Source organism: Curtobacterium sp. MCLR17_058 (genome assembly GCF_003234705.2).
Lineage (GTDB): Bacteria > Actinomycetota > Actinomycetes > Actinomycetales > Microbacteriaceae > Curtobacterium > Curtobacterium flaccumfaciens.
In genome coordinates, this window is the sequence record NZ_CP126262.1 from 2,595,389 (window position 1) to 2,618,312 (window position 22,924).

20 protein-coding genes and 1 tRNA gene are annotated in these 22,924 nt (G+C 70.5%); 6 read left to right on the top strand and 15 right to left on the bottom strand.

What is annotated here, in order from left to right; all coding sequences use genetic code 11:
• Positions 1–21: 21 nt before the first annotated feature.
• The 7 genes from tmk to DEJ11_RS12265 all read right to left on the bottom strand — a co-directional run bounded on the left by tmk (position 22) and on the right by DEJ11_RS12265 (position 6,338).
• Positions 22–657, bottom strand: a complete 636-nt coding sequence (gene tmk / locus DEJ11_RS12235) for a dTMP kinase (protein ID WP_111022285.1) — start codon at positions 655–657, stop codon at positions 22–24.
• Complete coding sequence (topA, locus tag DEJ11_RS12240) at positions 654–3,479, bottom strand: type I DNA topoisomerase (protein WP_111103242.1); 2,826 nt, start codon at positions 3,477–3,479, stop codon at positions 654–656. The genes tmk and topA overlap by 4 nt, the downstream gene beginning before the upstream one ends.
• Complete coding sequence (locus tag DEJ11_RS12245; protein ID WP_110863361.1) at positions 3,455–3,934, bottom strand: hypothetical protein; 480 nt, start codon at positions 3,932–3,934, stop codon at positions 3,455–3,457. Before DEJ11_RS12245 ends, topA begins: the two co-directional genes overlap by 25 nt.
• 1 nt (position 3,935) lies before the next feature.
• Entirely contained in the window at positions 3,936–4,241 is a 306-nt protein-coding gene (locus DEJ11_RS12250; RefSeq protein WP_258375340.1) for a TadE family type IV pilus minor pilin, read from the bottom strand.
• A 10-nt stretch (positions 4,242–4,251) separates the two neighbouring features.
• Positions 4,252–4,494, bottom strand: coding sequence for a DUF4244 domain-containing protein (locus tag DEJ11_RS12255; protein ID WP_175330804.1), 243 nt, complete (start codon positions 4,492–4,494; stop codon positions 4,252–4,254).
• Positions 4,495–4,578: 84 nt separating this feature from the next.
• Positions 4,579–5,412: a type II secretion system F family protein gene (locus DEJ11_RS12260; RefSeq protein ID WP_111103239.1), complete on the bottom strand. Its 834-nt coding sequence runs from the start codon at positions 5,410–5,412 to the stop codon at positions 4,579–4,581.
• Entirely contained in the window at positions 5,409–6,338 is a 930-nt protein-coding gene (locus DEJ11_RS12265) for a TadA family conjugal transfer-associated ATPase (RefSeq protein ID WP_111103238.1), read from the bottom strand. The genes DEJ11_RS12260 and DEJ11_RS12265 overlap by 4 nt, the downstream gene beginning before the upstream one ends.
• A 796-nt stretch (positions 6,339–7,134) precedes the next feature.
• Here DEJ11_RS12265 and acs point away from each other — a divergent pair.
• The gene (gene acs / locus DEJ11_RS12270; RefSeq protein ID WP_111103237.1) at positions 7,135–9,087 is read left to right on the top strand and encodes an acetate--CoA ligase; all 1,953 of its coding nucleotides are present in this window, start codon (positions 7,135–7,137) and stop codon (positions 9,085–9,087) included.
• A gap of 79 nt (positions 9,088–9,166) precedes the next feature.
• Here the strand turns inward: acs and DEJ11_RS12275 are convergent, their stop codons facing one another.
• Together DEJ11_RS12275 and sp36 are read right to left on the bottom strand one after the other, a co-directional pair.
• Positions 9,167–9,628: a RidA family protein gene (locus DEJ11_RS12275; RefSeq protein ID WP_071405006.1), complete on the bottom strand. Its 462-nt coding sequence runs from the start codon at positions 9,626–9,628 to the stop codon at positions 9,167–9,169.
• Positions 9,625–9,783 (bottom strand): Sp36 family protein, encoded by a 159-nt coding sequence (gene sp36 / locus DEJ11_RS12280; protein ID WP_017888699.1) that lies wholly within the window; start codon positions 9,781–9,783, stop codon positions 9,625–9,627. The genes DEJ11_RS12275 and sp36 overlap by 4 nt, the downstream gene beginning before the upstream one ends.
• Positions 9,784–9,833: 50 nt before the next feature.
• Here sp36 and DEJ11_RS12285 point away from each other — a divergent pair, with 50 nt between their 5' ends.
• The 5 genes from DEJ11_RS12285 to DEJ11_RS12305 all read left to right on the top strand — a co-directional run bounded on the left by DEJ11_RS12285 (position 9,834) and on the right by DEJ11_RS12305 (position 16,486).
• Entirely contained in the window at positions 9,834–12,395 is a 2,562-nt protein-coding gene (locus DEJ11_RS12285; protein ID WP_111046817.1) for a transglycosylase domain-containing protein, read from the top strand.
• Complete coding sequence (locus DEJ11_RS12290) at positions 12,392–13,345, top strand: metallophosphoesterase (protein WP_111046816.1); 954 nt, start codon at positions 12,392–12,394, stop codon at positions 13,343–13,345. Before DEJ11_RS12285 ends, DEJ11_RS12290 begins: the two co-directional genes overlap by 4 nt.
• 1,261 nt (positions 13,346–14,606) lie before the next feature.
• A tRNA-Pro gene (locus tag DEJ11_RS12295) sits at positions 14,607–14,680 on the top strand.
• A gap of 157 nt (positions 14,681–14,837) precedes the next feature.
• Positions 14,838–15,872, top strand: a complete 1,035-nt coding sequence (locus DEJ11_RS12300) for a sensor histidine kinase (RefSeq protein WP_111046815.1) — start codon at positions 14,838–14,840, stop codon at positions 15,870–15,872.
• Positions 15,869–16,486: a response regulator transcription factor gene (locus DEJ11_RS12305; protein ID WP_111046814.1), complete on the top strand. Its 618-nt coding sequence runs from the start codon at positions 15,869–15,871 to the stop codon at positions 16,484–16,486. The genes DEJ11_RS12300 and DEJ11_RS12305 overlap by 4 nt, the downstream gene beginning before the upstream one ends.
• Before the next feature lie 98 nt (positions 16,487–16,584).
• Here the strand turns inward: DEJ11_RS12305 and DEJ11_RS12310 are convergent, their stop codons facing one another.
• From DEJ11_RS12310 to DEJ11_RS12335, 6 genes are all read right to left on the bottom strand, one after another.
• The gene (locus DEJ11_RS12310; RefSeq protein ID WP_111046813.1) at positions 16,585–17,646 is read right to left on the bottom strand and encodes an LLM class flavin-dependent oxidoreductase; all 1,062 of its coding nucleotides are present in this window, start codon (positions 17,644–17,646) and stop codon (positions 16,585–16,587) included.
• Positions 17,647–17,775: 129 nt separating this feature from the next.
• Positions 17,776–18,402: a thymidine kinase gene (locus tag DEJ11_RS12315; RefSeq protein ID WP_111038068.1), complete on the bottom strand. Its 627-nt coding sequence runs from the start codon at positions 18,400–18,402 to the stop codon at positions 17,776–17,778.
• Positions 18,402–19,103 (bottom strand): response regulator transcription factor, encoded by a 702-nt coding sequence (locus tag DEJ11_RS12320; RefSeq protein ID WP_035808846.1) that lies wholly within the window; start codon positions 19,101–19,103, stop codon positions 18,402–18,404. Before DEJ11_RS12320 ends, DEJ11_RS12315 begins: the two co-directional genes overlap by 1 nt.
• Complete coding sequence (locus DEJ11_RS12325; RefSeq protein ID WP_181440805.1) at positions 19,090–20,370, bottom strand: hypothetical protein; 1,281 nt, start codon at positions 20,368–20,370, stop codon at positions 19,090–19,092. The genes DEJ11_RS12320 and DEJ11_RS12325 overlap by 14 nt, the downstream gene beginning before the upstream one ends.
• Positions 20,367–21,587: a sensor histidine kinase gene (locus DEJ11_RS12330; RefSeq protein ID WP_181440804.1), complete on the bottom strand. Its 1,221-nt coding sequence runs from the start codon at positions 21,585–21,587 to the stop codon at positions 20,367–20,369. The genes DEJ11_RS12325 and DEJ11_RS12330 overlap by 4 nt, the downstream gene beginning before the upstream one ends.
• Positions 21,588–21,757: 170 nt before the next feature.
• Entirely contained in the window at positions 21,758–22,912 is a 1,155-nt protein-coding gene (locus DEJ11_RS12335) for an Rv2578c family radical SAM protein (protein WP_111103236.1), read from the bottom strand.
• Positions 22,913–22,924: the final 12 nt, after the last annotated feature.

Sequence of the window (22,924 nt, forward strand, 5' to 3'; positions counted from 1 at the left end):
CCATCCTGTCAGTGACCACCGTCATGCCGGGTCGATCCCGACGAGCGGGGCGACCGCTCGACGGACCGCGTCCTGCACGGTGTCGGTCGGGGCCGAGGCGTCGACCACCAGGAAGCGTGCCGGCTCGGCCTCGGCCATCGCGAGGAAGGCCTGACGGACGGACTCGTGGAACGCCGCAGCCTCGGACTCGAGGCGGTCGAACGTGTCGCCCCGCGCCGCGGCCACCCGGGCGCGTCCGACGGTGACGTCGAGGTCGAGCAGGATCGTGAGGTCCGGTGCCAGGCCGTCCGCTGCCCACTCCGAGACGGACCGGACCTGCTCGGCGCCGAGCCCGCGCGCCACGCCTTGGTAGGCGACGGACGAATCGATGTAGCGGTCCTGCAGGACGACCTCGCCGCGTGCGATCGCCGGACGGACGACCGTCTCGACGTGCTGGGCTCGGTCGGCCGCGTACAGCAGCGCCTCGGCCCGGGGCGCGACGTGGCCCCGCTCGTGCAGGACCATCTGCCGGATCTGGACGCCGAGGTCGGTGCCGCCGGGCTCGCGGGTGCGGACAACGGTCCGACCGTGCGCACCGAGCCACGCCGAGAGCAGCTCCGCCTGGGTCGTCTTGCCCGCGCCGTCGCCGCCCTCGAGCGTGATGAAGCGACCGGTCACTTCTTCTTGGCCGCCGTCCGACGGGCCGGGGTCTTCTTCTTGACCGGCCCCTTGGCACGCTTGTCGGCGATGAGCTGGACCGCGCGGGCGTGGTCGACGGCCTCGACGTCCTCGCCCTTCGGGATGGTCGCGTTCGTCTCACCGTCGGTGACGTACGGGCCGAACCGGCCGTCCTTCATCTTGATCGGCTTGCCGGACACCGGGTCGGCGTCGAACTCCTTGAGCGCGGCGCTCGCGGTGCGGTTGCCGCCGTACTTCGGCTGCGCGAACAGCTCGAGTGCGCCGGGCAGGTCGATGTCGAAGATCGCGTCCTCGCCGGGCAGGGTTCGGGTGTCGGTCCCCTTCTTCAGGTACGGCCCGTACCGGCCGTTCTGCGCCGTGATGTCGTTGCCCGTCTCCGGGTCCTGGCCCACGACGCGGGGAAGGTCGAGGAGCTTCAGCGCGGTCTCGAGGTCGACGGTCTGCGGGTCCATCGACTTGAAGAGCGAAGCGGTGCGTTCCTTCGGCGCCGCGGCCTTCTTCGTCGTCTTCTTCGCAGGCGCCTTCTTGGCGGGGGCCTTCTTCGCCGTCGCCGACGCCGTCTCGCTCGTCGCGGTCGCAGTAGCCGCGTCGGCCGCGGGGGCCTCTGCCGCTGCGGGCGCTTCGACGACCTCGCCGGTCTTCGGGTCCACGGTGGGTTCGGGCTCCGGGGTGCGCTCCGTGACGTAGGGGCCGAAGCGGCCGTCCTTCGCCAGGACCTCCTTGCCGGTCTCCGGGTTGATCCCGACGACACGGTCGCCGATCACCGGTGCGTCGACGAGTTCCTTCGCCTTCTCGACGGTCAGTTCGTCGGGAGCGAGGTCCTCGGGCACGTTCACCCGCCGCGGCTTCTCGGGGTCGTCGCTCGGCACCTCGATGTAGGGGCCGTACCGACCGATCCGGAGCGTGAGGCCCGGAGCGAGCTCGACCGAGTTGATCTCGCGGGCGTCGATCTCACCGAGGTTGTCGATGACCGTCCGCAGGCCCCGCTGGTCGTCCTCGCCGCCACCGAAGTAGAAGCCCTTGAGCCAGTCCACCCGGTCGGCGTCGCCGCGGGCGATGCGGTCGAGGTCTTCTTCCATCTCGGCGGTGAAGTCGTACTCCACGAGCTCGCCGAAGTACTCCTCGAGCAGGCGCACGACGCTGAACGCGATCCAGTTCGGCACCAGCTGCGTGCCGCGGAGCGAGACGTAGCCGCGGTCGATGATCGTCGGGCTGATCGTGGGGTAGGTCGACGGACGCCCGATCCCCAGCTCTTCCAGCGTCTTGATGAGGCTCGCCTCGGTGAAGCGCGGCGGCGGGGTGGTGTCGTGCCCCTTCGCCTCGACGTCGGTGACCGCGAGGTGTTCGCCCTGGGCCACGTTCGGCAGGGCGACGTCCTGGCCCGCACGCTCGGACGACTCGTGGCGGTCCTCGTCACGGCCTTCTTCGTAGGCACTGAGGAAGCCGCGGAACGTGATGACGGTGCCGGATGCGGTGAACTCGGCATCCGTGCCGTTCGCGGTCGAGGCGATGCCCTCGACCGACTCGGTGGAGGAGATGCCGAGCACGATCGACGCGGTCGAACCCTTCGCGTCCGCCATCTGTGACGCGATGGTGCGCTTCCAGATGAGGTCGTAGAGGCGCCACTCGACACCGGTCAGGGTGCCCTGCAGGTCCTGCGGGGTGCGGAAGGAGTCGCCGGCGGGACGGATCGCCTCGTGCGCCTCTTGCGCGTTCTTGCTCTTGCTCGCGTACAGGCGGGGCTTGTCGGGCACGGTGGCCGAGCCGTACAGGTCCGCTGCCTGCTTGCGGGCCGCGTCGATGGCCTGCTTCGAGAGCGAGACCGAGTCGGTACGGATGTAGGTGATGTAGCCGTTCTCGTACAGGGTCTGCGCAGCGCGAGCCGTCTGTCGCGGGGACAGACGGAGCTTGCGCGCGGCTTCCTGCTGGAGCGTCGACGTGGTGAACGGCGCGGCCGGGCGTCGCGTGTACGGCTTCGAGTCGACGCTGCGGACGGTGGCGTCACCGGCGCGCTCGAGGACCGTCGTCAGCGACGCGGCAGCGGCCTCGTCGAGCCGGACGACGTCACCGCTGAGCGTGCCGCGGTCGTCGAAGTCACGGCCGGAGGCGACGCGGGTGCCGTGGATCCGGGCGAGTCGCGCCGAGAAGGAGGACTCGCCGGCCTTCTCGAACCGGGCGGAGAGGTCCCAGTAGTTGGCGGACACGAAGGCCAGGCGCTCGCGCTCGCGGTCGACGACGAGACGGGTGGCGGCGGACTGCACGCGGCCGGCGGACAGGCCGGGGGCGACCTTGCGCCACAGGACCGGGGAGACCTCGTACCCGTACAGCCGGTCGAGGATGCGGCGGGTCTCCTGCGCGTCGACGAGGGCGGTGTCGAGCTCACGGGTGGCTTCCTGCGCGCGCTGGATCGCCTCCTTCGTGATCTCGTGGAAGACCATCCGCTTGACGGGGACCTTCGGCTTCAGGACCTGCAGCAGGTGCCACGCGATCGCTTCACCCTCGCGGTCTTCATCTGTTGCGAGGTAGAGCTCATCGGCGTCCTTGAGGGCGCGCTTCAGCTCGGAGACGGTCTTCTTCTTGGCGTCGGACACGACGTAGTACGGCTCGAAGCCGTTGTCGACGTCCACCGAGAACTTGCCGAGGGAGCCCTTCTTGAGCTCGGGCGGCAGGTTCTTCGGCTCGACGAGGTCGCGGATGTGTCCGACCGAGGCCTGGACTTCGTATCCGTCACCGAGGTATTGCGCGATCGTCTTCGCCTTCGCAGGGCTCTCGACGATCACGAGCTTCTTCGTGCCTGGCACGTGTCTCCTTGATCGATGGTGCTGATCGGCCCTGGCCACGAGCGTGTCCGGGTCGACCGGGACATCGGTGACCGCGGGCCGACAGGCACACCATACACATAGTGTTCGGGCGGGTCGCCTGCCGGACCGGCCACCGCGAGTGCGCCGACGACGAACGGTCCGGTGCCCACGACCACGCGGACGCGGGCCGTGGTGGCGACGAGTTCGCAGGCGTCGAGGGCGGCCCCGTTCGCCGTGGCGATCCGGGTCGCGACCGCACACGGCTCCCCCGGTACCAGCCCGGTGGCGGCCGCCGCGGTGCCCACGGCGGCGGCGTCGGCGGCGCCCTGGGCGCGGAGGGCCTGCGTGCGGTGGCCGGCGGCGGCGAGCGCCGTCGACCCGACGAGGACCCCCACGCCGAGGACCGCCACGAGCAGCACGGTCGCCGAGCCGCGTTGGCCGTCAGGGATCGTCACGTCAGCCCCCTCGGGCCGCGGCACACCCCGTCGCGGTCAGCGGGAGCGCCGCGAAGGGACCGGTCCCCCCGCGCGTGGCGTCGACGCAGACCAGGTCACCGTCCGACCGGACGACGACCGAGACCCCCGGAGCGATCCGGTCGGCCGCGGACCGGCCCTGGTACTCGTCGTCACGCCCGATCGCCCGGGCGGCGGTGGCTGCGGCGAGTTGCAGACGGCCCTGCGCGTCGACGACGAGGACGGCCGCGACGAGGGCGGTCAACACGATCGCCACCACGGGGAGCGCCACCGCGAACTCGACGGTCACGGAGCCGCGCTCACAGCGAGAGCGCGCCACGGACGAGGTCGGTGAGGATGGTCTGGACCTCGCCGGAGCGCATGACCGCGACGAGCACACCCGCGAAGGCAACGGCGGCGAGGATGACGACCGCGTACTCGGCGGTGGCCGATCCCCGGTCGTCCCGCAGCCGGGACGACCACCGGGCGACGAGGCGACGCGGGCGACGGTGGTGGCGGATGGCCCGACGGGTGCGGCGGTCGGGGGATGACGTGGTGCTCATGGAGTCCGTCCTTTCTGTTCGGTGGGACCAGCGTGTCCTGGCTGGGGTGTCGACGAAGCGGCCTCGGCGCCATCTGTGGACAGGTCACGCGGCCCCGCCCACCGTGGAGGAGAGGACCCCGACCACGACGGGCACCACCCCCACGAGCACGAACGCCGGCAGGATGCAGACCCCGAGTGGCAGCACCAGTCGGACGGCCAGTCGTTCCGCCGCCACGAGCCCGTCGGCAGCGGCCTCGTCACGCACGTCCTCGGCGGCGCGGCGGAGCAACCCCGCGGCGGGCACCCCCGCACGCCGGGCGAGGTCGAGGACCTCCCGCAGCCGGTGCACGTCCCCGGCGGGCGGAGCGGCTCCCGCGGACGCCTCGGCGACTGCCTGCCCGGCGGTGGTCCACGACCCGCCTCCGGCGACCGCCACGGCCCAGGCGTCGAGGAGTACCCCGGGGACTCGGCCGTCGGGGGTCGCGGAACGGACCAGCCGGGCGGTCCACCGTCGCCCTGCCAGGACGAGGGCGGCCGCGGTGCAAGAGCACGCCCAACCGGCCGGTGAACCGACCAGGACCTCGACGGCACCGGCACCCCAGGCCGCACCGAGCCCCAACCCGAAGAGCGGCAGCGCGAGCACGACCCGGGCGCTCGTCCGCGGGCCCGCCAGGGCGACCCGGATCGCCCGGTCCGATGCCGCGGCTCGTCGGAGCGCGCCGGCGAGCCCGCGGAGGGTCTCCGCGACGGGAGCTCCCGACCGGTCCGCCACGCGGAGGACGACGAGGATGTCCTGCTGGGCGGGTCCTCCGACCCCGGGCAGCCCGCCGACGAGCCGCCAGGCCCGCGGCGGCGGGACGCCTGCCGCGACCAGCGTCGCCACCCGGTCGAGCACCCCGGCCACCCGCGCCGGGCCGTCGGGTGTGGGTCGTCTCACCGCAGCCCGTCCGCCGGGCGCACCTCGAGCCTCCCGTCCGGGCCGACGCGCAAGTTGCCCACGCCACCGAGCCGCCGCTGGCCTGCGCGTCGCTCCACGTGCAGGACCAGGTCGAACGCGCTGACGGCCTGCCGGGCGAGCGCCTCGGCACCGAGGCCGGCGAGTGCCCCGAGTGCTTCGAGGCGCGCGGCCACGTCGGCGATGCCGTTGGCGTGCACGGTGCCGGCTCCCCCGTCGTGCCCGGTGTTCAGGGCGGAGAGGAGTTCACGGACCTCGGCGCCGCGGCACTCCCCCACGACGATCCGGTCGGGGCGCATCCGCAGCGCCTCGCGCACGAGCCGGTCGAGTCCGAGTGCGCCGACCCCCTCGGCGTTCGCCTGCCGCGCCTCGAGCGCGACGACGTGCGGATGGGCGATCCGGAGCTCCGCGACGTCCTCCACCGTCACGATCCGCTCGTCGACGGGGACGTTCCCGAGCATCGCCGCGAGCAGGGTGGTCTTGCCGCTGCCGGTCGCGCCGGTGACCAGGACGTTCCGGCGCGCAGCGACGGCGTCCTCGACGACCGACCGCGGGACGAACGCGAAGGTCCCGCCGCGTTCGAGGGTGGCGAGGGAGGGTCGATGGACCTGTGGCAGTCGGATCGACACGGCGGTGCCCCCGACGGACACCGGGGCGAGGACGACGTGGACCCGGACGCCGTCCCCGTGCCGGACGTCCGCGCACGGGGTGGTCTCGTCGACGTGGCGCCCGCCGAGCGCGACGAGTCGGGTCGCGAGTTCGCGGGCACGCGCCTCAGTCAGTCGCGGCTGGACGGCTTCGAGGCCGGTGCCGCGGTCGACCCACGTGCCCACGCCACCGACCACCAGGACGTCCGTCACGGTGGCATCGGCCACCAGGGCGGCGAGTTCCTCGAACTCGACGACCACGGACGCCCGGCGACGAGCCGGCGGCGCTGCTCCGGGCAGGAACGGCGCCGACGGAACATGCGCCCGCGCCGGTGCCGGCACCGAGAACGCAGGCGATGTCGACGCGGAAGGCGCCGACGCGCGGGGAAGAAGTCGAGCACGGTGCAGGGGCATGCCGCCGACGGTAGGGAGCCCGTCAGCCCTCAGCCGAGACGGTCCCCACTTCTGTGGACAACGTCGGAGTGCCCCACCAACGGACCGGTTTGTCCCCCGAAACGGAAAGCCGTACCCCGGTCGATGATGCGACACCGACGCGCTCGGGGCTACCCATCACCCCCGCTTCCCCCGGCCGGACTGTGCGTAGCACCTGCTACGCAAGAACATGCAGAATGCATGCACGAGCATGGACCGGTCTGTCCACGCGACCGGCGTCCCTGCGCGGATCGGGGCACACGACGGAGCCCGACGAGCCACCATCGCTCGAGTCGGACCCCGGGAAACAGAAGAGGCGGCACCGGTTGGGGGGAACAGGTGCCGCCTTGACATCGAGGGATTGGGGGGAATCCGATTCGATGCCGCCGGAAACGAGTCCAGCGGGAACTACTGTACCCCACGATCGGCCCTCCAGGGCAACCCCGGACACGACCTCCGGGCGTGCCGCGCCCCGACCCGACCGAGGGGTAGTCTCCGGATGCACGCAGGCACCGGCGACGGATGCCACGCACGCACCCGCCGCGGATGCATGCATCCACGGCGGACGCACGCATGCATCCACGACGGATGCCACCAGAGGCCGCAACGACGCGAAAGGACATCGATGTCCACTCCGACCCAGACCGACCCCCGAGGCGACGACGGAGCGACCTTCGCACCGCCGCCCGAGTTCGTGGCCGACGCGGTCGCCGGCGAGGACCTCCACCACGCGGCAGCGGCCGACCGCGAGGCGTTCTGGGCCGAGCAGTCCCGCTCCCTGCTCGACTGGCGCACCCCGTTCACGCAGACCCTGGACTGGTCGGGCGCCCCGTTCGCGAAGTGGTTCGCCGACGGCACGCTCAACGTCGCCGAGAACTGCCTCGACCGACACGTCCGCGCCGGCAACGGCGACCGGGTGGCGATCCACTTCGAGGGCGCTCCCGGCGACACGCGTCGGATCACCTACGCCGAGCTGACCGCCGAGGTCCAGCGCGCCGCGAACATGCTCACCGACCTCGGCGTCGGCCAGGGCGACCGGGTGGTCGTGTACCTGCCGCTCATCCCCGAGGCCGTCGTGACGATGCTCGCCGTCGCCCGCATCGGCGCCGTGCACTCGGTCGTCTTCGGCGGGTTCAGCGCGGAGAGCCTCCGTGCCCGCATCGAGGACGCCGGCGCGAAGCTCGTCGTCACCGCGGACGGCGGGTGGCGGCGCGGTGCCGTCTCACCGCTCAAGCCCGCAGTCGACGAGGCGCTGACCGCCGAGGGCACGGACACGGTCGAGCACGTCCTGGTCGTCAAGCGCGGCGGCAACGACATCGCCTGGAACGACCGCGACGTCTGGTGGCACGACGAGCTGGCGAAGGCGGCGCCGACCCACGAGGCCCAGGCGTTCCCCGCCGAGACCCCGCTGTTCATCCTGTACACCTCGGGCACGACCGGGAAGCCGAAGGGCATCGTGCACACCTCCGGCGGCTACCTGACCCAGGCGGCGTACACGCACAAGAACGTCTTCGACATGCACCCGGAGAAGGACGTCTACTGGTGCACCGCCGACATCGGCTGGATCACCGGCCACTCCTACGTCGTCTACGGCCCGCTCGCCAACGGCGTCACGCAGGTGCTCTACGAGGGCACCCCCGACGAGCCGAAGCCCGGCCGCTGGTGGGACCTCGTCGACGCGTACGGCGTCACCGTCCTCTACACGGCACCCACGGCGGTCCGCGCAGCGATGAAGGCCGGCCGCGAGATCCCGGAGGCCCGCAGCCTCGAGACCCTCCGCCTGCTCGGCAGCGTCGGCGAACCGATCAACCCCGAGGCGTGGCAGTGGTACCGCCAGGTCATCGGCCACGACCGCACGCCGATCGTCGACACGTGGTGGCAGACCGAGACCGGCGCCATCATGATCTCCGCGCTGCCCGGCGTCACGAAGCTCAAGCCCGGCGCCGCGCAGACGCCCCTGCCGGGCATCGTCGCCGAGATCGTCGACGACGACGGCAACCGTGCCGACCCCGGCGAGAGCGGCTACCTCACGATCACCGAGCCGTGGCCGTCGATGGCCCGCGGGATCTGGAACGACCCGGACCGGTTCGTGGAGACGTACTGGTCGCGGTTCCCCGGCCGCTACTTCGCCGGCGACGGCGCGCGGCTCGACGGGCAGGGCGACATCTGGGTGCAGGGGCGCGTCGACGACGTCATGAACGTCTCGGGACACCGCCTGTCGACGGCCGAGATCGAGTCCGCCCTGGTCGGCCACGAGGGCGTCGCCGAGGCCGCCGTGGTCGGGGCCGCCGACGAGACCACCGGGCAGGCCGTCGTCGCCTTCGTCATCCTGACGGCCGAGGCCGCCGCAGACGTCGACCGCGAGACCGCCTCCGCGGAGCTCCGCAACTGGGTCGGCAAGCGGATCGGCGCGATCGCGAAGCCGCGCCAGGTCGTCATCGTGCCGGAGCTGCCGAAGACACGCTCCGGCAAGATCATGCGGCGGCTGCTCCGCGACGCGGCCGAGGGCCGCCGCATCGGCGACACGACGACGCTCGCCGACCCGACGATCATGGCGACCATCGCGGAACTCATGTAGTCCCGCCAGACGGAAGCAGGGCCTCCAGTCAGATACAGATTGGAGGCCCTGCTCACGTTGGTTCCTTCGGTCGCTGCCGTCAGGCGGTGAGCTCCACCACCAGCTCGACCTCGACCGGCGCGTCCAGCGGGAGCACGGCGACGCCCACCGCGCTCCGCGCGTGGACGCCGGCGTCGCCGAAGACCTCGCCGACCAGGGTCGACGCGCCGTTCGCGACACCGGGCTGGCCGGTGAACGACGGGTCCGACGCGACGAAGACCGTGACCTTGACGACACGGGCCACGCGGTCGAGCGAACCGGCGACCGACTGCACGGCGGCCAGGGCGTTCAGCGCGGCCACGCGAGCCTGCGCGGCAGCGGTTTCCGCGTCGACGTCGGTACCGACCTTGCCGGTCACGGGCAGGGCGCCGTCGACGAAGGGCAGCTGGCCCGCCGTGTAGACGTACTGGCCCGTCACGACGGCGGGCACGTAGGCGGCGACGGGCGCGGCGACCGCGGGGATCGTCAGGCCGAGTTCGGCGAGCCGGTCGGAGACGCTCATGCGTCGGCCTTGGGGCGCTTCAGGTAGGCGACGAGACCGCCCTCGGGCCCGGTGACGATCTGGACCAGCTCCCAGCCCTCGTCCCCGTAGTTGTTGAGGATCGCGGTGGTGTTGTGGATCATCAGCGGCGTGGTGAAGTACTCCCAGCGAGTCATGCGGTTCCTTGCCAGCCTTTCAGTCGGGGGTGTCGTTTAGGCTGCATCCTATGTCTGCCCAGAAGACGTCTGCATCGCGGACCAAGCCCGTCTCAGCAGTCGGCGCCTTCATCGGATTCGTCGGGTTCAGTGCCCTCGCCGGCCTGCTCGTCACGATCGGCGTCACGCCGGCCATCGCCGTCGCCGGTGTCACGACGACGTCCACGATCGGTGTGTTCGAGTCCCTGCCGGAGTACATCGAGATCGGTGACCTGCCGCAGCGCAACGAGCTGTACGCATACTCGGGCGGCAAGTCCGTGCACTTCGCCACCCTGTACGACCAGAACCGCCAGGAGCTGAAGTTCGACCAGATCAGCGACCAGCTGAAGAACGCCGCGATCGACGGTGAGGACAAGCGCTTCTACGACCACGGTGGCGTCGACATGACGTCCCTCATCCGCGCCGGTGTGGGCAGCATCGCGGGCGGCCTCGGCGACTCGGGCGGTGGGTCGACGCTGACCATGCAGCTCGTCCGCAACATCAAGATGAACGAAGCCCTGAACCTCCCCACCAAGAAGGAGCAGGAGAAGGCCTACAACGAGGCCGTCGAGCAGACCATCCCCCGCAAGCTGGAGGAGATGAAGCTCGCGATCGGGCTGGCGAAGAAGTACTCCAAGAAGGAGATCCTCACCGCCTACCTGAACATCGCCTACTTCGGCGACCAGACCTACGGCGTGCAGGCCGCGGCGCAGCACTACTACAACAAGAGCGCGACCGACCTGACCCCGGCCGAGGCCGCGTCGCTCATCGCGATCGTGCAGTACCCCGAGGCGCGCAACCTGTCGAGCCCGAAGAAGTACGACGCCAACGTCGCCCGGCGCAACGTCGTGCTCCGTTCGATGTACGACCAGAAGAACCTCACCGAGGCCGAGTACCGAACGGCTCGCCAGTCGAAGCCGGCGGACTACGTGCACCTGACGCAGCCCTCGCAGGGCTGCCGCGCCTCGGTCGGCGACGGCTCGCAGTTCTTCTGCGACTACGCCAAGAAGGTCGTACTCGAGATGTCGCAGCTCGGCTCGTCGCAGAAGGCTCGTGACACCGCGTGGCGCAACGGTGGGTACAAGATCCAGACGACGCTGAACATCGACCTGAACGCCGAGCAGAAGCGTCTGCTGAACACCTACGACAACAAGGCCGAGACGAACCTGGCCCTGGGTTCGACGCTCAACTCGATCGAGGCTGGCTCCGGCCGAATCATCACGATGGCACAGAACAAGGACTTCGACGAGTCCTTGAAGTCGGCGCCGACATCGACCTCGCTGAACTACAGCGTCGACGAGAAGTACGGCAGCTCGAAGGGCTTCCAGACCGGCTCGACCTACAAGTTGTTCACGCTGCTGGACTGGGTGAAGGCCGGACACGGGTTGAACGAGACCGTCAGCGGTGCTGAACGAGTGGTCACGCCGTGGACGATCTGCGGTCAGACCGACTACACGAAGTTCGACGTCTCGAACGACGCTCCCGGTGAAGGCGGCAACTGGAGTGTGCTGGGCGCCACCGCCGGCTCGATCAACGGTGCGTTCGCCTCGATGGCGCAGAAGCTCGACCTCTGCGACATCCGCGACATCGCGCAGTCGCTCGGTGTCCACCGTGCGGACGGCGCAGAGCTGCAGTACCAGAACCCTTCCGCGATCCTGGGCACGAACGAGATCGCCCCGATGACGATGGCTGCGGCGTACGCGGCCGTTGCGAACAACGGCATCTACTGCAAGCCGATCGCGATCGACGAGATCACGTCGCCGTCCGGCAAGAAGCTCGGCGGCCAGACCAAGGACTGCCAGCAGGCCGTCGATCCGGCCTTCGCCCAGGCAGCGATCTACGCGATGAAGGGCACAATCAGGAGCGGAACGGCAGTGGGCGCGCAGACGCCTGACGGCACCCAGCTGTTCGGCAAGACGGGTACCACCGACGAGGCTGACCAGATCTGGCTCGTTGGTGCGAGTTCGCGCGTGGCCACCGCCTACTGGCAGGGCAACACCGACGGTCGCAAGATCAACCTCCGTCACTTCAGCAACGGTGTCGGCGGAACGTACGCCGGAGACCGCGCCAAGGTCTGGCGCGAGGCGATGACCCCGATCAACGCGATCTACCCCGCTGGCCCGTTCACGGACCCGCAGCAGAACGCGATCCGCGGCAACGCCAAGGCACTGCCGAACCTGCAGGGCAAGACGGCGGACGAGGCCCGCGCGGCGATCTCGGGCGCCGGGTTCACCTACGTCGACGGCGGTGCGCGTCCCGGCCCGGGGAACCCCGGTTCCGTTACCTCGACGTCCCCGGCGGCGGGTGCGCTCCTTTCCTCGGGTTCGAGCGTCACCGTCTACACGTCCGACGGCACCCAGGCGACCGTTCCGGAGATCGGCGGCGACTCCCTCGGGGACGCCCGCTCGGCCCTGAACGATGCCGGGTTCACGAGCGTCAACCTCGCCGACAGCTACGCCAAGGGCGGCGGTGGCAAGACCTGCAAGGTCGCCGCGGTCGAGCCGGCGATCAACGCCACGGCGAACAAGAACGACAACGTGACGATCCAGCTCTACGGCGACAAGAACGGCAAGGCGCCCAAGGACTGCAAGTGACCCGCGGTCGCACCGCACTCGGCGTCCTCGCTGCCGGCGCGGCCGTCGGAGCTGCTTCGGCAGCGTGGGGCTCGCTCGTCGAGCGGCGTCGCTTCGGGATCCGGTGGGAGACCGTCCCGGTGCTCCCGCCGGGATCCCGTGACGTCACTGTCCTGCACCTCTCCGACATCCACATGGCCCCGTGGCAGGCCGACAAGCAGCAGTGGCTGCGCGACCTGAGCCTGGTCGAACCGGACTTCATCGTGAACACCGGGGACAACCTCGGCCACGCGACCGCGAACGCTGCTGTTGAGTACGCGCTCGAGCCGTTCCGCGGGGTACCCGGTGTGTTCGCCTACGGGTCGAACGACTTCTTCGGGCCCTCCCCGCGCAACCCGCTCAAGTACTTCTCGGGGCCGAGCCGGATGCACAAGGCTGCGGAGCCCGTCGGTCTCGACATCGATCGGCAGACGGCGTTCTTCGAGTCGCTCGGCTGGCTCGACCTCAACGACCAGGCGCACGCGATCGAACTCCGCGGCTCCCGGTTCGAGCTGTTCGGCACGTCGGACGCGCACCGCGACTGGGACCGCCTCGACCTGCTCCCCACCAACGTCGACGAGATGCGCAGCGACGTGCCGTGGTCCGAGGACGAGGACGGCCCCGCTCCGGTCGCGATCGGTGTCACGCACGCGCCGTACCGTCGCGTGCTCGATGCCTTCGTGACCCAGGGTGCCGACATCATCTTCGCCGGGCACACCCACGGCGGTCAGGTGGCGGTCCCCGGGGTCGGCGCGCTCGTCACGAACAGCGACCTCCCCCGCCGGTACGCGAGCGGATTGCACAAGTGGGAGCACCGCAACCACTGGTCGTGGCTCGAGGTCTCGGCCGGTCTCGGCACCTCGATCTACGCGCCCGTCCGGTTCGCCTGCCGGCCCGAGGCCGTCGTGGTCACCCTGACCGCACGCCTGTAATTTGGCATAACTTTGTTCGGGCAATGTGCACTTACACATTGCTCGATTGCCCGAGCGTGCAGCCCCCCTACGTCGGCGTTATGGCACCCACGCCACCCTCAGACGCGAATACCGCAAATGACTCGGAGTCGACAAACACTGTACCGCAGGGCGTTCACGACTTGAGGTCGACTCGAACAAGCCCGGAGACATGCTGATACCTGACCAAGGGGTTGTGTCTCGAGTTCCCTCAGTTGCGCCTTTGGTTCATAGCTTGCGTCGCCACTAGCGCCCGACACCGGACCGTCGACAAGCCTTCGAGATACAGCAGCAACGCCGTGAGGAGTTCGTTCGATATTCTCAACAGGGCTTCGAGCGCCGCAATTCGCACTAAGTCCTCTGGCGATCGAGCGCGTTGCCGCTGACAACGTCGGGTCACAACAGTTCGACACACGAACTCGCAAAAGAAGACCACGTCGAATTCGCAAAGAGTCTACCGCAGAGGAAGCTGCGTAGCACTGGCCTCCGGTCCCCGATCTCACCATGTCATGGGGGCAATGAGTCCACAGTCCGCACTTTGGGGGACCTTCTCGAGAGCAAAGACTAGTTGACCGAATGCTCCGTGCTGGCCTATCGTCGATCGGGGGGCGAATGAGCTCACCGTAGCTCAACGGAAGAGACCGAACTATGAAAACGCACGAGAACAAGACCCGGAACCTGATGAGCAGGTCGTTCGGGATACTCGCGGTAGCAGTCACACTTGGAGCCCTCGCGCCAATTCTCCCTCTTGTCGGGAGCAATGGGTCCGCTCACGCCGCCGCTTGCACCGACGGTGGGCGCACTTATCACGGAGTCACAATGCTGAACAAGTATGTGGAGCTCCGCGGGTCTAGCAATTGCAACGGCACGGCTTGGCTCCGATGGAATCCGACAGCGACGAAGGTCGACGGCGGGGGAACAATCAAGTTTCAGTACCAAAACGCGTGCGGCAAGAAGTATAACGGCGAATCAAGGGTTATCAGTAGCGTAGGTGGCACCGCGTCGCACATCACTGCGTACAAATCGGGTGTCGTCAGCGCTCGGATGGTGTACTCCCGGGACTCTGGGTCACCCGCTTCCTTCACGGGCCCCTGGTACAAGGTCGGAGGCAAGTCCACAACCTGCTGACGCACCCACTCCAGCCCTTTGCTTGGCCGACTCGCCCGGGCATCATCTCAAAATCGCCACCTCTCGGCCCTATCAGCTATGCTGGTCGGGTTGCCTCGTAGAGGTAGCCGCACCGCGGGGTGTGGCGCAGCTTGGTAGCGCGCCTCGTTCGGGACGAGGAGGTCGCAGGTTCAAATCCTGTCACCCCGACACTGTGTTGAGACAGTACGAAGAAGGCCCTGGTTCTCCGGAACCGGGGCCTTCTGCTTCCCCCGGGTGCATCTCGGCTGCCCGATGGGTCGCACGACCCAGTCAGCCGTCAGCCGCCCCATCGCGAGCAGCCCCTCCCGCTACGCTCGCAAGCGCCATGCAGAACGACCATCCCCTCGCCGCCGTGCTCGCCGCGATCGCCGCCGAGTTCCCCGACATCGCGGACGACCCGGCGCTGGCGCAGAGCCTCACCGAGAACGTCTCATCGATGATCGCCGAGGCCCACGAGCGCTACGCCGCGGGAACCGACGGCAGCGTCGTGAGCCACGCGTTCCTCGACCCCGAGCACCTGGCGACCGGCAGTCTGCACGCCGAGCACGCCCAGCACCCGGCTGGCGCCATGCTCGCGGCGGAGATGCTGTTCGACGCCTACCTGCCGGTCTTCGTCGACGAGGTCGGCGCGGCGTCCACCGCCGAGGTCCTGCGCGCCACCAGGGCCCTGCACGCCGGCGTCTGGAGCCGGTTCCCGGCCGGGGCGGTCGCGTACACGGAGGCACTGCGCCAACGCCTCACCACGGCGCACCTGGACTCCCGCACGCAGATCGCGCGGGACCTGCACGACCGCGTCGCCCACGGCATCCTCGCCGGGCTGCAGCGCCTCGACCTCGTCCTGCTGACGGACCCGCCGGCGGACGAACGAGCCGATCAGCTCGACGACGCAGCGCGGTTGCTCCGGAGCGCACTCGGCGACGTCCAGGACCTCGCAGTGAGCCTGCACGCCCGGGTCGGGGATGCCCTGCTCGACGACGCGCTCCGACGGCACGTGCGCGATCTGTTCCCCGACGACGACCTCCTGTCCATCGAGTCGACGGGTGTGGCCGGTCCCCTGCCGAACTGGCAGGCCGAGGAAGCGCTGACGATCCTGCTCGAGGCGCTCACGAACCGCAGCAAGCACGCGCGTGGATCGACGGCTTCGGTGCGCTTCCTCTGGTCACCCGCAGCGCTGGTGGTGACGGTCGCCGATGACGGCCCGGGGTTCGACGTGGAGAGCGACGCCGACGGCCGCCTCGGCCAGCAGACCATGCGCGAGCGTGCGGCGGTGATCGGGGCCCGGCTCGACGTCGACAGCGTCCGCGGCAGCCGAGACCACGGCACCACCGTCCGCCTGACCATCCCGAGGGGGACCCTGTGACCGTCACCCACGTCGCCATCGTCGACGACCACCGGCTCTTCCGCGAAGGACTCGCCACGATCCTGGCCGCGGTCCCCACGATCCGCGTCGTGGCGCACGGCGAACGACCGTCAGAGGTGCTCGACTCCCCGGAGGCCGCCGCGATCGACGTCCTGCTGCTCGACGTCGAACTGGACGGCCCGCCGGCACGGACGACGATCGCCACGGTCCGCCGGACCCGCCCGGACATCCGGGTGGTGGTGCTCACGATGCACCGGGACGCCGTCCTCCGCCGGACCCTGCTCGATGCCGGCGCGGTCGACTTCGTCACGAAGGACACCCCGAGCCGTGAACTCGTCGACCGGATCGCCCGCGCAGCCCACGCCGATGCGGCACCGGTCACGTTCCCGGTCGACCTGGTGACCGAGGCCCGAGCCGGCTCACCGTTGAGCGACCGCGAGCTCGAGGTCCTGCGACTCCTCGCCGCCGCGCGCACCAACGCCGAGATCGCCGCCGACCTGCAGCTCGCGATCGGCACCGTCAAGCGGCACGTCTACAACGTCTTCCGCAAGCTGGACGTCGGTTCCCGCGTCGGGGCGGTCGCCGCAGCCACGCGCCTGGGCCTGCTCAGCTGAGGCACCACGCAACTTCGTGAGCAGCAATGGTCGGGTGCCCACCGGACACCCGACCATTCCTGCTCACGAAGCGAACGAACTCGACGAAGCGACCCGGACTAGCCGACGGACGACGCCCCGGCGCCAGCTGACGCACCCGCGGGCACGAGCTTGCCGGCGGCGTGCAGCCCGGCCACGACGTCGAGCGCCTGGTGCCGGTACCGCGCCTGCGCGGCACCGGGCGAGACGATCACGCCGTTCGCCCCGGTCGACGCCACGAGTGCGTTGATCTTCTCCGCGACCTGCTCGGCGTTGCCGTAGGCCTGACGCTCGGTGCGGGCGGCGATGAACCGACGCTCGAGGTCGTTGAACTCGTACGCACGCGCCTCGTCCATCGACACCGGCTCGGGCTTCCGGCCCGAGCGCATCCGGATGAAGGAGATCATGCCCGGGGCGCTCTGCTCGTCGATGACGGCGGGGTCCTCGTCGGTGACGACCTGCACACCGATCAGCGCGTTCGGCGTCTGGCGGAAGCGTGACGGACGGAACGAGTCGCGGTACAGGGCGAGTGCCGCCTCGGTGTTGTCGGACGCGAAGTGGTGGGCGAAGGCGAACGAGATACCGAGTGCACCGGCGACCTGGGCGCTGTAGCCCGAGGACCCGAGCAGCCAGAACTCCGGCACGTCGCCGTAGCCCGGCACGGCGCGGATGCCGGCCAGCGGGTTCTCCGCGCCCATGCCGGTGAAGAACCCGATCAGGTCGGCCAGGCGGTCCGGGAAGTCGTCGACGTCGAGTCGGTCCGTGCGGCGGAGGGCCATCGCCGTCGCGCCGTCGGTGCCGGGAGCGCGCCCGAGCCCGAGGTCGACCCGGTCGCCGTACAGCGCACGGAGGGTGCCGAACTGCTCGGCGACGACGAGGGGCGCGTGGTTGGGCAGCATGACGCCACCGGATCCGATGCGGATGGTCGAGGTGGCCGCGCCCACGGCGCTCAGCAGCACCGCCGGGGCCGAGGACGTGATGCCCGGCATCCCGTGGTGTTCGGCGACCCAAAACCGCTCGTACCCGAGCTGCTCGGCGTGCACGGCCATGTCGATGGACCCCTGCAGGGCCTCGGTGTTGGACTGGCCGTACTCGCGGGTGGCCAGGTCGAGGACGGACAGGTGCAGGGTGTCGTCGGTCATGTGGTCTCCAACGCGCGTCGACGCACGTGCATTCCTGTGCACGCGACGGACTGGAGGCCCGTGGCGGCGCCGCGACGGGCCTCCAGTCTGTCTGCTGGGTGCGTACCGGACGCACGCCGGCACGAGCGGTCAGGCGCCGTCGAGGCGGCCGCCGGACTCCGTCAGGTAGCAGTTGGCGCAGAGGGACTCGTAGGCGACGTCGACGCCGTCGATCGCGACCTGGGAGCCGTCGAAGACGAACCGGCCGTCGACCGTGCGGGCGTTGAAGACCGCCTTGCGGCCGCAGCGGCAGATGGTCTTCAGCTCTTCGAGGGAGTGCGCGACCTCGAGCAGGCGGGCGCTGCCGGGGAACGCCTCGGTGCGGAAGTCCGTGCGGATGCCGTAGGTGATGACCGGGATCTCGTCGAGCACCGCGATGCGCAGCAGGTCGTCGACCTGTCGCGGGGTGAGGAACTGCGCCTCGTCGACGAGCACGCAGCTGACGGGCCGCACCATGCCGTCCAGGCGCTCCGACTCGGGGTCGACGGCACCGGCGGCGGAGACGGCCTGGCGCACGTCGGCGTCCGGCGAGAACACGATGTCGACGGTCCGGGTGACGCCGAGGCGGGAGACGATCTCACGGTCGCCCTTGGTGTCCACCGCGGGCTTGGCGAGCAGCACCCGGTGCCCGCGCTCCTCGTAGTTGTAGGCCGCCTGCAGCAAGCCCGTGCTCTTGCCGCTGTTCATCGCGCCGTAGCGGAAGTAGAGCTTCGCCACTACGCGAGGAACCCGTCCTCGGCGGCCCGACGGATGAGGTCGGACTTCTTCGAGGCGGGGCGGCCCACCTTGCTGTACTTCTCGCGCACGCGACGCAGGTAGGTCTTCGCGGTCTCGTACTGCACGTTCATCTGCGCGGCGACCTCGTTCGTCGAGTAGCCGGACACGTAGAGCCGCAGCGCCTCTTCCTCACCGGCGCTGAGCTTCGGCCGCTGGTGCGCGGCGGCACCGGTCGGCAGCGGACGCCACTCACGGGGCTGCGGGGTCTCACGGGCGACGCCCATGATCTCGCGGGCGACGTCCATGACCTCGCGCATCGGGAGCGACTTCGACAGGAACGCCGCGGCGCCGGCTGCCAGGGCGCGGTCGCGGGACTCACGGCTGTCGACGCTCGAGAGCACGATGACCTTCGCCCCGGCGGCACGGCAGGTGCGGACGCGGGCCTCGATCGAGACCGGTTCCTTGAGCTGGAAGTCGAGGAACACCAGGTCGGTCGGGAAGCTGTCGCTGTGGACCATCTCGAGCCAGGTGTGCGCGGTCAGGGCCAGGTCGAAGTCGAACGCGTTCACCGCGATCCAGCTCGACAGGCTGTCCAGCAGCACCTCGTGGTCGTCGAGGATGGCCAGCCGCACACGTCGTGCTCCCGGGTTCGGGAGGGACGGCGACCCCTCCGAGAGCCTGTTCGGGTCAGTGCTGGTCATAGGAGAACCTTAGTGCGAGGGCGGAAGGGCGGACCGCGACGTCGAGGTCGGGGAACGTCACGCGGAGGACGGCGAAGTAGGGGTCGAAGGTGCGGTGGATGCCGATGTCGGAGTCCGCCACGGCGAGCTCCATCTCGACGGACACACGAGCGGGTGCGGGTGCCTGCGCGGGTCGGGCCGCCAGGGCTGCCCGGGCCGCGGGGGCTGCGCGAGCCGCGGGGGCCGCGTGGTCCGCCGGGCGGGCCTGGGGTGCCGGGTCCGCCAGAGTGTCGGCTCGTCGCACGGTCGCGCGGAAGCCGGCCGGGTCGACGGTCGAGGCTCGGAGGGCCGCGCGGACGAACGTGCGGACGACCGCCCGCTGGTCGGTGTCGAGCGTCGCGATGAGGCCGTCGGGGTCGTCGACCACCGGCGCCTGGCCGCCGTCGACCCGGACGGCGTGCTCGAACCAGGTGCGGTCGGCGTCGGCGACCATGGACGCGCGGATACCGTCGGCGATCGCGCGGGCACGGGCACGGTCGGCGTCGGTGATGACGTCGCGTGTGCGGAGCTCGGCGAAGAACGGGGCGACGTCGCGGGACAGGATCGTCGAGCGGTCCTGCTGCACGCTCGCCGCGATGCCGTCCCGCTCGGCGCGTGCGACGGAGTACGACCCGGCACGGATCTGCACCCGTTCGGCGAGCCCCGCGAAGGTCCAGGCGAACACCGCGGACGCGGCGGTCAGCACCAGCGTCGGTGCCGCGGCCAGGAACGCCGCGACGGCGACCGGCACCTCGTGCGGGAACTCCGCAGCGCCGGCACCCCAGGTCACGGCGTTCACCGCGGCCAGCACGAGCCCGCCGATCGTCAGGTCGGTCCACGGACGGTACGGCGCGACCATGACGATGCCGGTCGCCGTGATCAGGGACATGAAGTCGTTCAGGGCGCTGCGGTCCGGCCCCCACTGCGCCGCGACGCTCGTGACCGACGCCAAGCCGAGCAACCCGACGTGCGCGACGAACGCCGACCGTGGGAACGGCGCACGGAACGGGCTCGAGGCAGCGAGCACCACCACCGCCGAGGCCGCGACGAGCAGCACGGTGAGGGCGCTGAGCGTGGGGCTGCCCACGACGTCGCGGTCGAAGATCGACACGAGCAGGGCCCAGACGACGCTGCCGGCCCCGAGCACGACGGCCAGGGGTCGCGACCCCATCGCGCCGAGCGGGTCGTACTGCTGCGCGGTGCGACGGGGCCCCGGACCGGACCCGAGCCGCTGCCGGATCGCGTTCATCGCTCGGTCCCCCGGCCGTCGCTGACCGCCGGCACGGTGACCGCGCCGGTGACGGGTCCGTACGGCACGGTCATCATCACGCTCGTGCCGGAACCGGGCGACGACCAGATCTGGACGTCACCGCCGACCCGGCCGATCCGCTCTCGCACCGAACCGCGGAGGCCCATCCGGTCGGCTCCGGTGGCGTCCTCGTCGAACCCACGACCGTCGTCGACGACCATGACGGTGCAGGACGCGCTGTCGTCGAACACGCTGACCTCTGCGGCGTCGGTCCCCGCGTGCTTCCGCACGTTGGCCAGGCACTGGCCGACGGCCCGGACGACCGCCGACAGCGCACGCTGGTCCAGGCGCTCGAGCGCGGAGGTGTCACCCGAGACGGTCACGTCGAGTCCGAGCGTCCGGTGCTCGTCGACCATGGTGCCGAACGCCTCGGCCGCGGCCCCGGGACGCGGGCGGGCGGCCGGCGCGAGCCACCCCTTGCCGGTGAGCACCGCGACGTCGGCGTCGACCGTCTCGGCGAGGTGCGGGTCCATCGGGCCGTCCGGCGCGAGGGCGATCGCGCCGAGGTGGTTGAGCACGGTGTCGTGCAGGATCGCGGACGCCTCGGCCTCGACCCCCGCGCGGTACGCGGACACGTGTTCTTCACGGGCAGAACGCAGGAGCTCGGGCTGCACCCGTTCGCTCCGCCCCGTGCTGCGGGTCGTGAAGAGCACGAGCGCGACCACGAAGCCCAGCGTGACCCAGGCGAGGATGAGCGGACGGGGCGACTGGTCGGCCTGCACGATGGCGATCCAGGTGGCGAGTCGTCCGGTCAGGAAGCCGACGAAGGACCACAGCACGACGCGGCTCGGCACGGCGCCTGCTCCCCCGACCAGGATGAGCGGGATCACGACGAGGGACATCAGGTACGAGGTCACCCAACCGGTCGGCACCTGCTGCTGGACCCCGACGGCGAACCACCAGGCGCAGACACCGCCGACGGCCAGGAAGGCGATCGCCGAGACGCGGTTGCCGAACTGCACGTGCACGCCGATCATGGCGAGCATCGGGACGACAGCCAGCGCCGTGCCGACGACCCGCACCCCGGGCTCGGACAGGCCGTAGAGCACGAGCGTGATGGCCGCGGCCAACAGCGAGCCGATGGCGCCGGCGTGGAACGCGCGCACGGTCGACCACGCGTTCACTCGCGGTGCGAGGTGCGTGGGGATGCCGAGCACGAGGTGGATCCTTCCGGGTGGCAAGGGCGCCGTCCACGATCCAACCACCGGAGCAGCGGCCGTGTACCCCGAATCCGGGGCCGTGCGGCGACCCGCACGATGATAGCGGCCCGGACCGGGGTCTTGCTGTCCCCCGAACGTGGACCGGACACGACCCGGACGGACGCTCCTCAGAACAGCGTCTGCGCCGCAGCCGGCCGGAGCAGCCGCTGGTCGAACCCGGGGTCGGCGCGCTTCAGCGGTGACACCGTCGGCACCGACTGCTCCTGCGGCAGCGCCTGCGGCCCGCCCGTGCCCGGCCCCTGCGGCACGCCCGGCTGCAGCGTCCGCGGTTCCGAGAAGCCCATCGACCCCGTCGCCGGGTCCACTCGCCCCAGTCCGACCCCGTGCGCCGCCAGGATCGGGCGGATGCGCTCCGACAGCCACCGTCGGTAGTCCTTCGGCGCGTACGTGTTGTCGAGGTACATCGCGCGGTACCGCTGCACCAGGTCGGGTCGCTCGCGGCCGAGCCACTCGAACCACCACGGCTTGACGCCCGGCCGCAGGTGCAGCGCCGAGTACATGATGCTCGTCGCGCCGGCCGCGGTCGCCCGACCGATGGCGTCGTCGAGGTGCGCCCGGGTGTCGGTGATGTACGGCAGCACCGGCATCAGGAACACCGCGCAGTCGAGCCCCGCGTCGCGGATGGCCCGCACGGTCGCCAGTCGTGCCGACGTCGTCGGGGTGCCGGACTCGACCGACTGCTGCAGCGAGTCGTCGTACACGGCGATCGACATCGCGAGGTCGACCGGCACCACCTTCGCCGCCTCGGCCAGCAGCGGCAGGTCTCGGCGCAGCAGCGTGCCCTTCGTCAGGATGCTGAAGGGGGTGCGCGACTCCGCCAGCGCCTCGATCACCCCGGGCATCAACCGGTACCGCCCCTCGGCCCGCTGGTACGGGTCGGTGTTCGTGCCGAGCGCCACCGGGTGGCGGTCCCACGAGGGCTTGCCGAGCTCACGACGCAGCACGTCGGCGACGTTCGTCTTCACCACGATCTGCTGGTCGAAGTCGGCGCCGCCGTCGAACTCCAAGTAGGTGTGGGTCGGGCGGGCGAAGCAGTACACGCAGGCGTGGCTGCACCCGCGGTACGGGTTGATCGTCCAGCCGTACGTGCCCGACCCGTCCGCGCTCGGCACCCGGTTCAGGGCGCTCTTCGCCAGGACCTCGTGGAAGGTCACCCCGGCGAACTCGGGCGTCGTCACGCTCCGGACGAACCCGCGGTTCGATTCCATCCCGGGCAGCGCGTCGCTCTGCTCGGCGTCGATCGCCTGTCCACTCCACCGCATGTCGTCATTCGA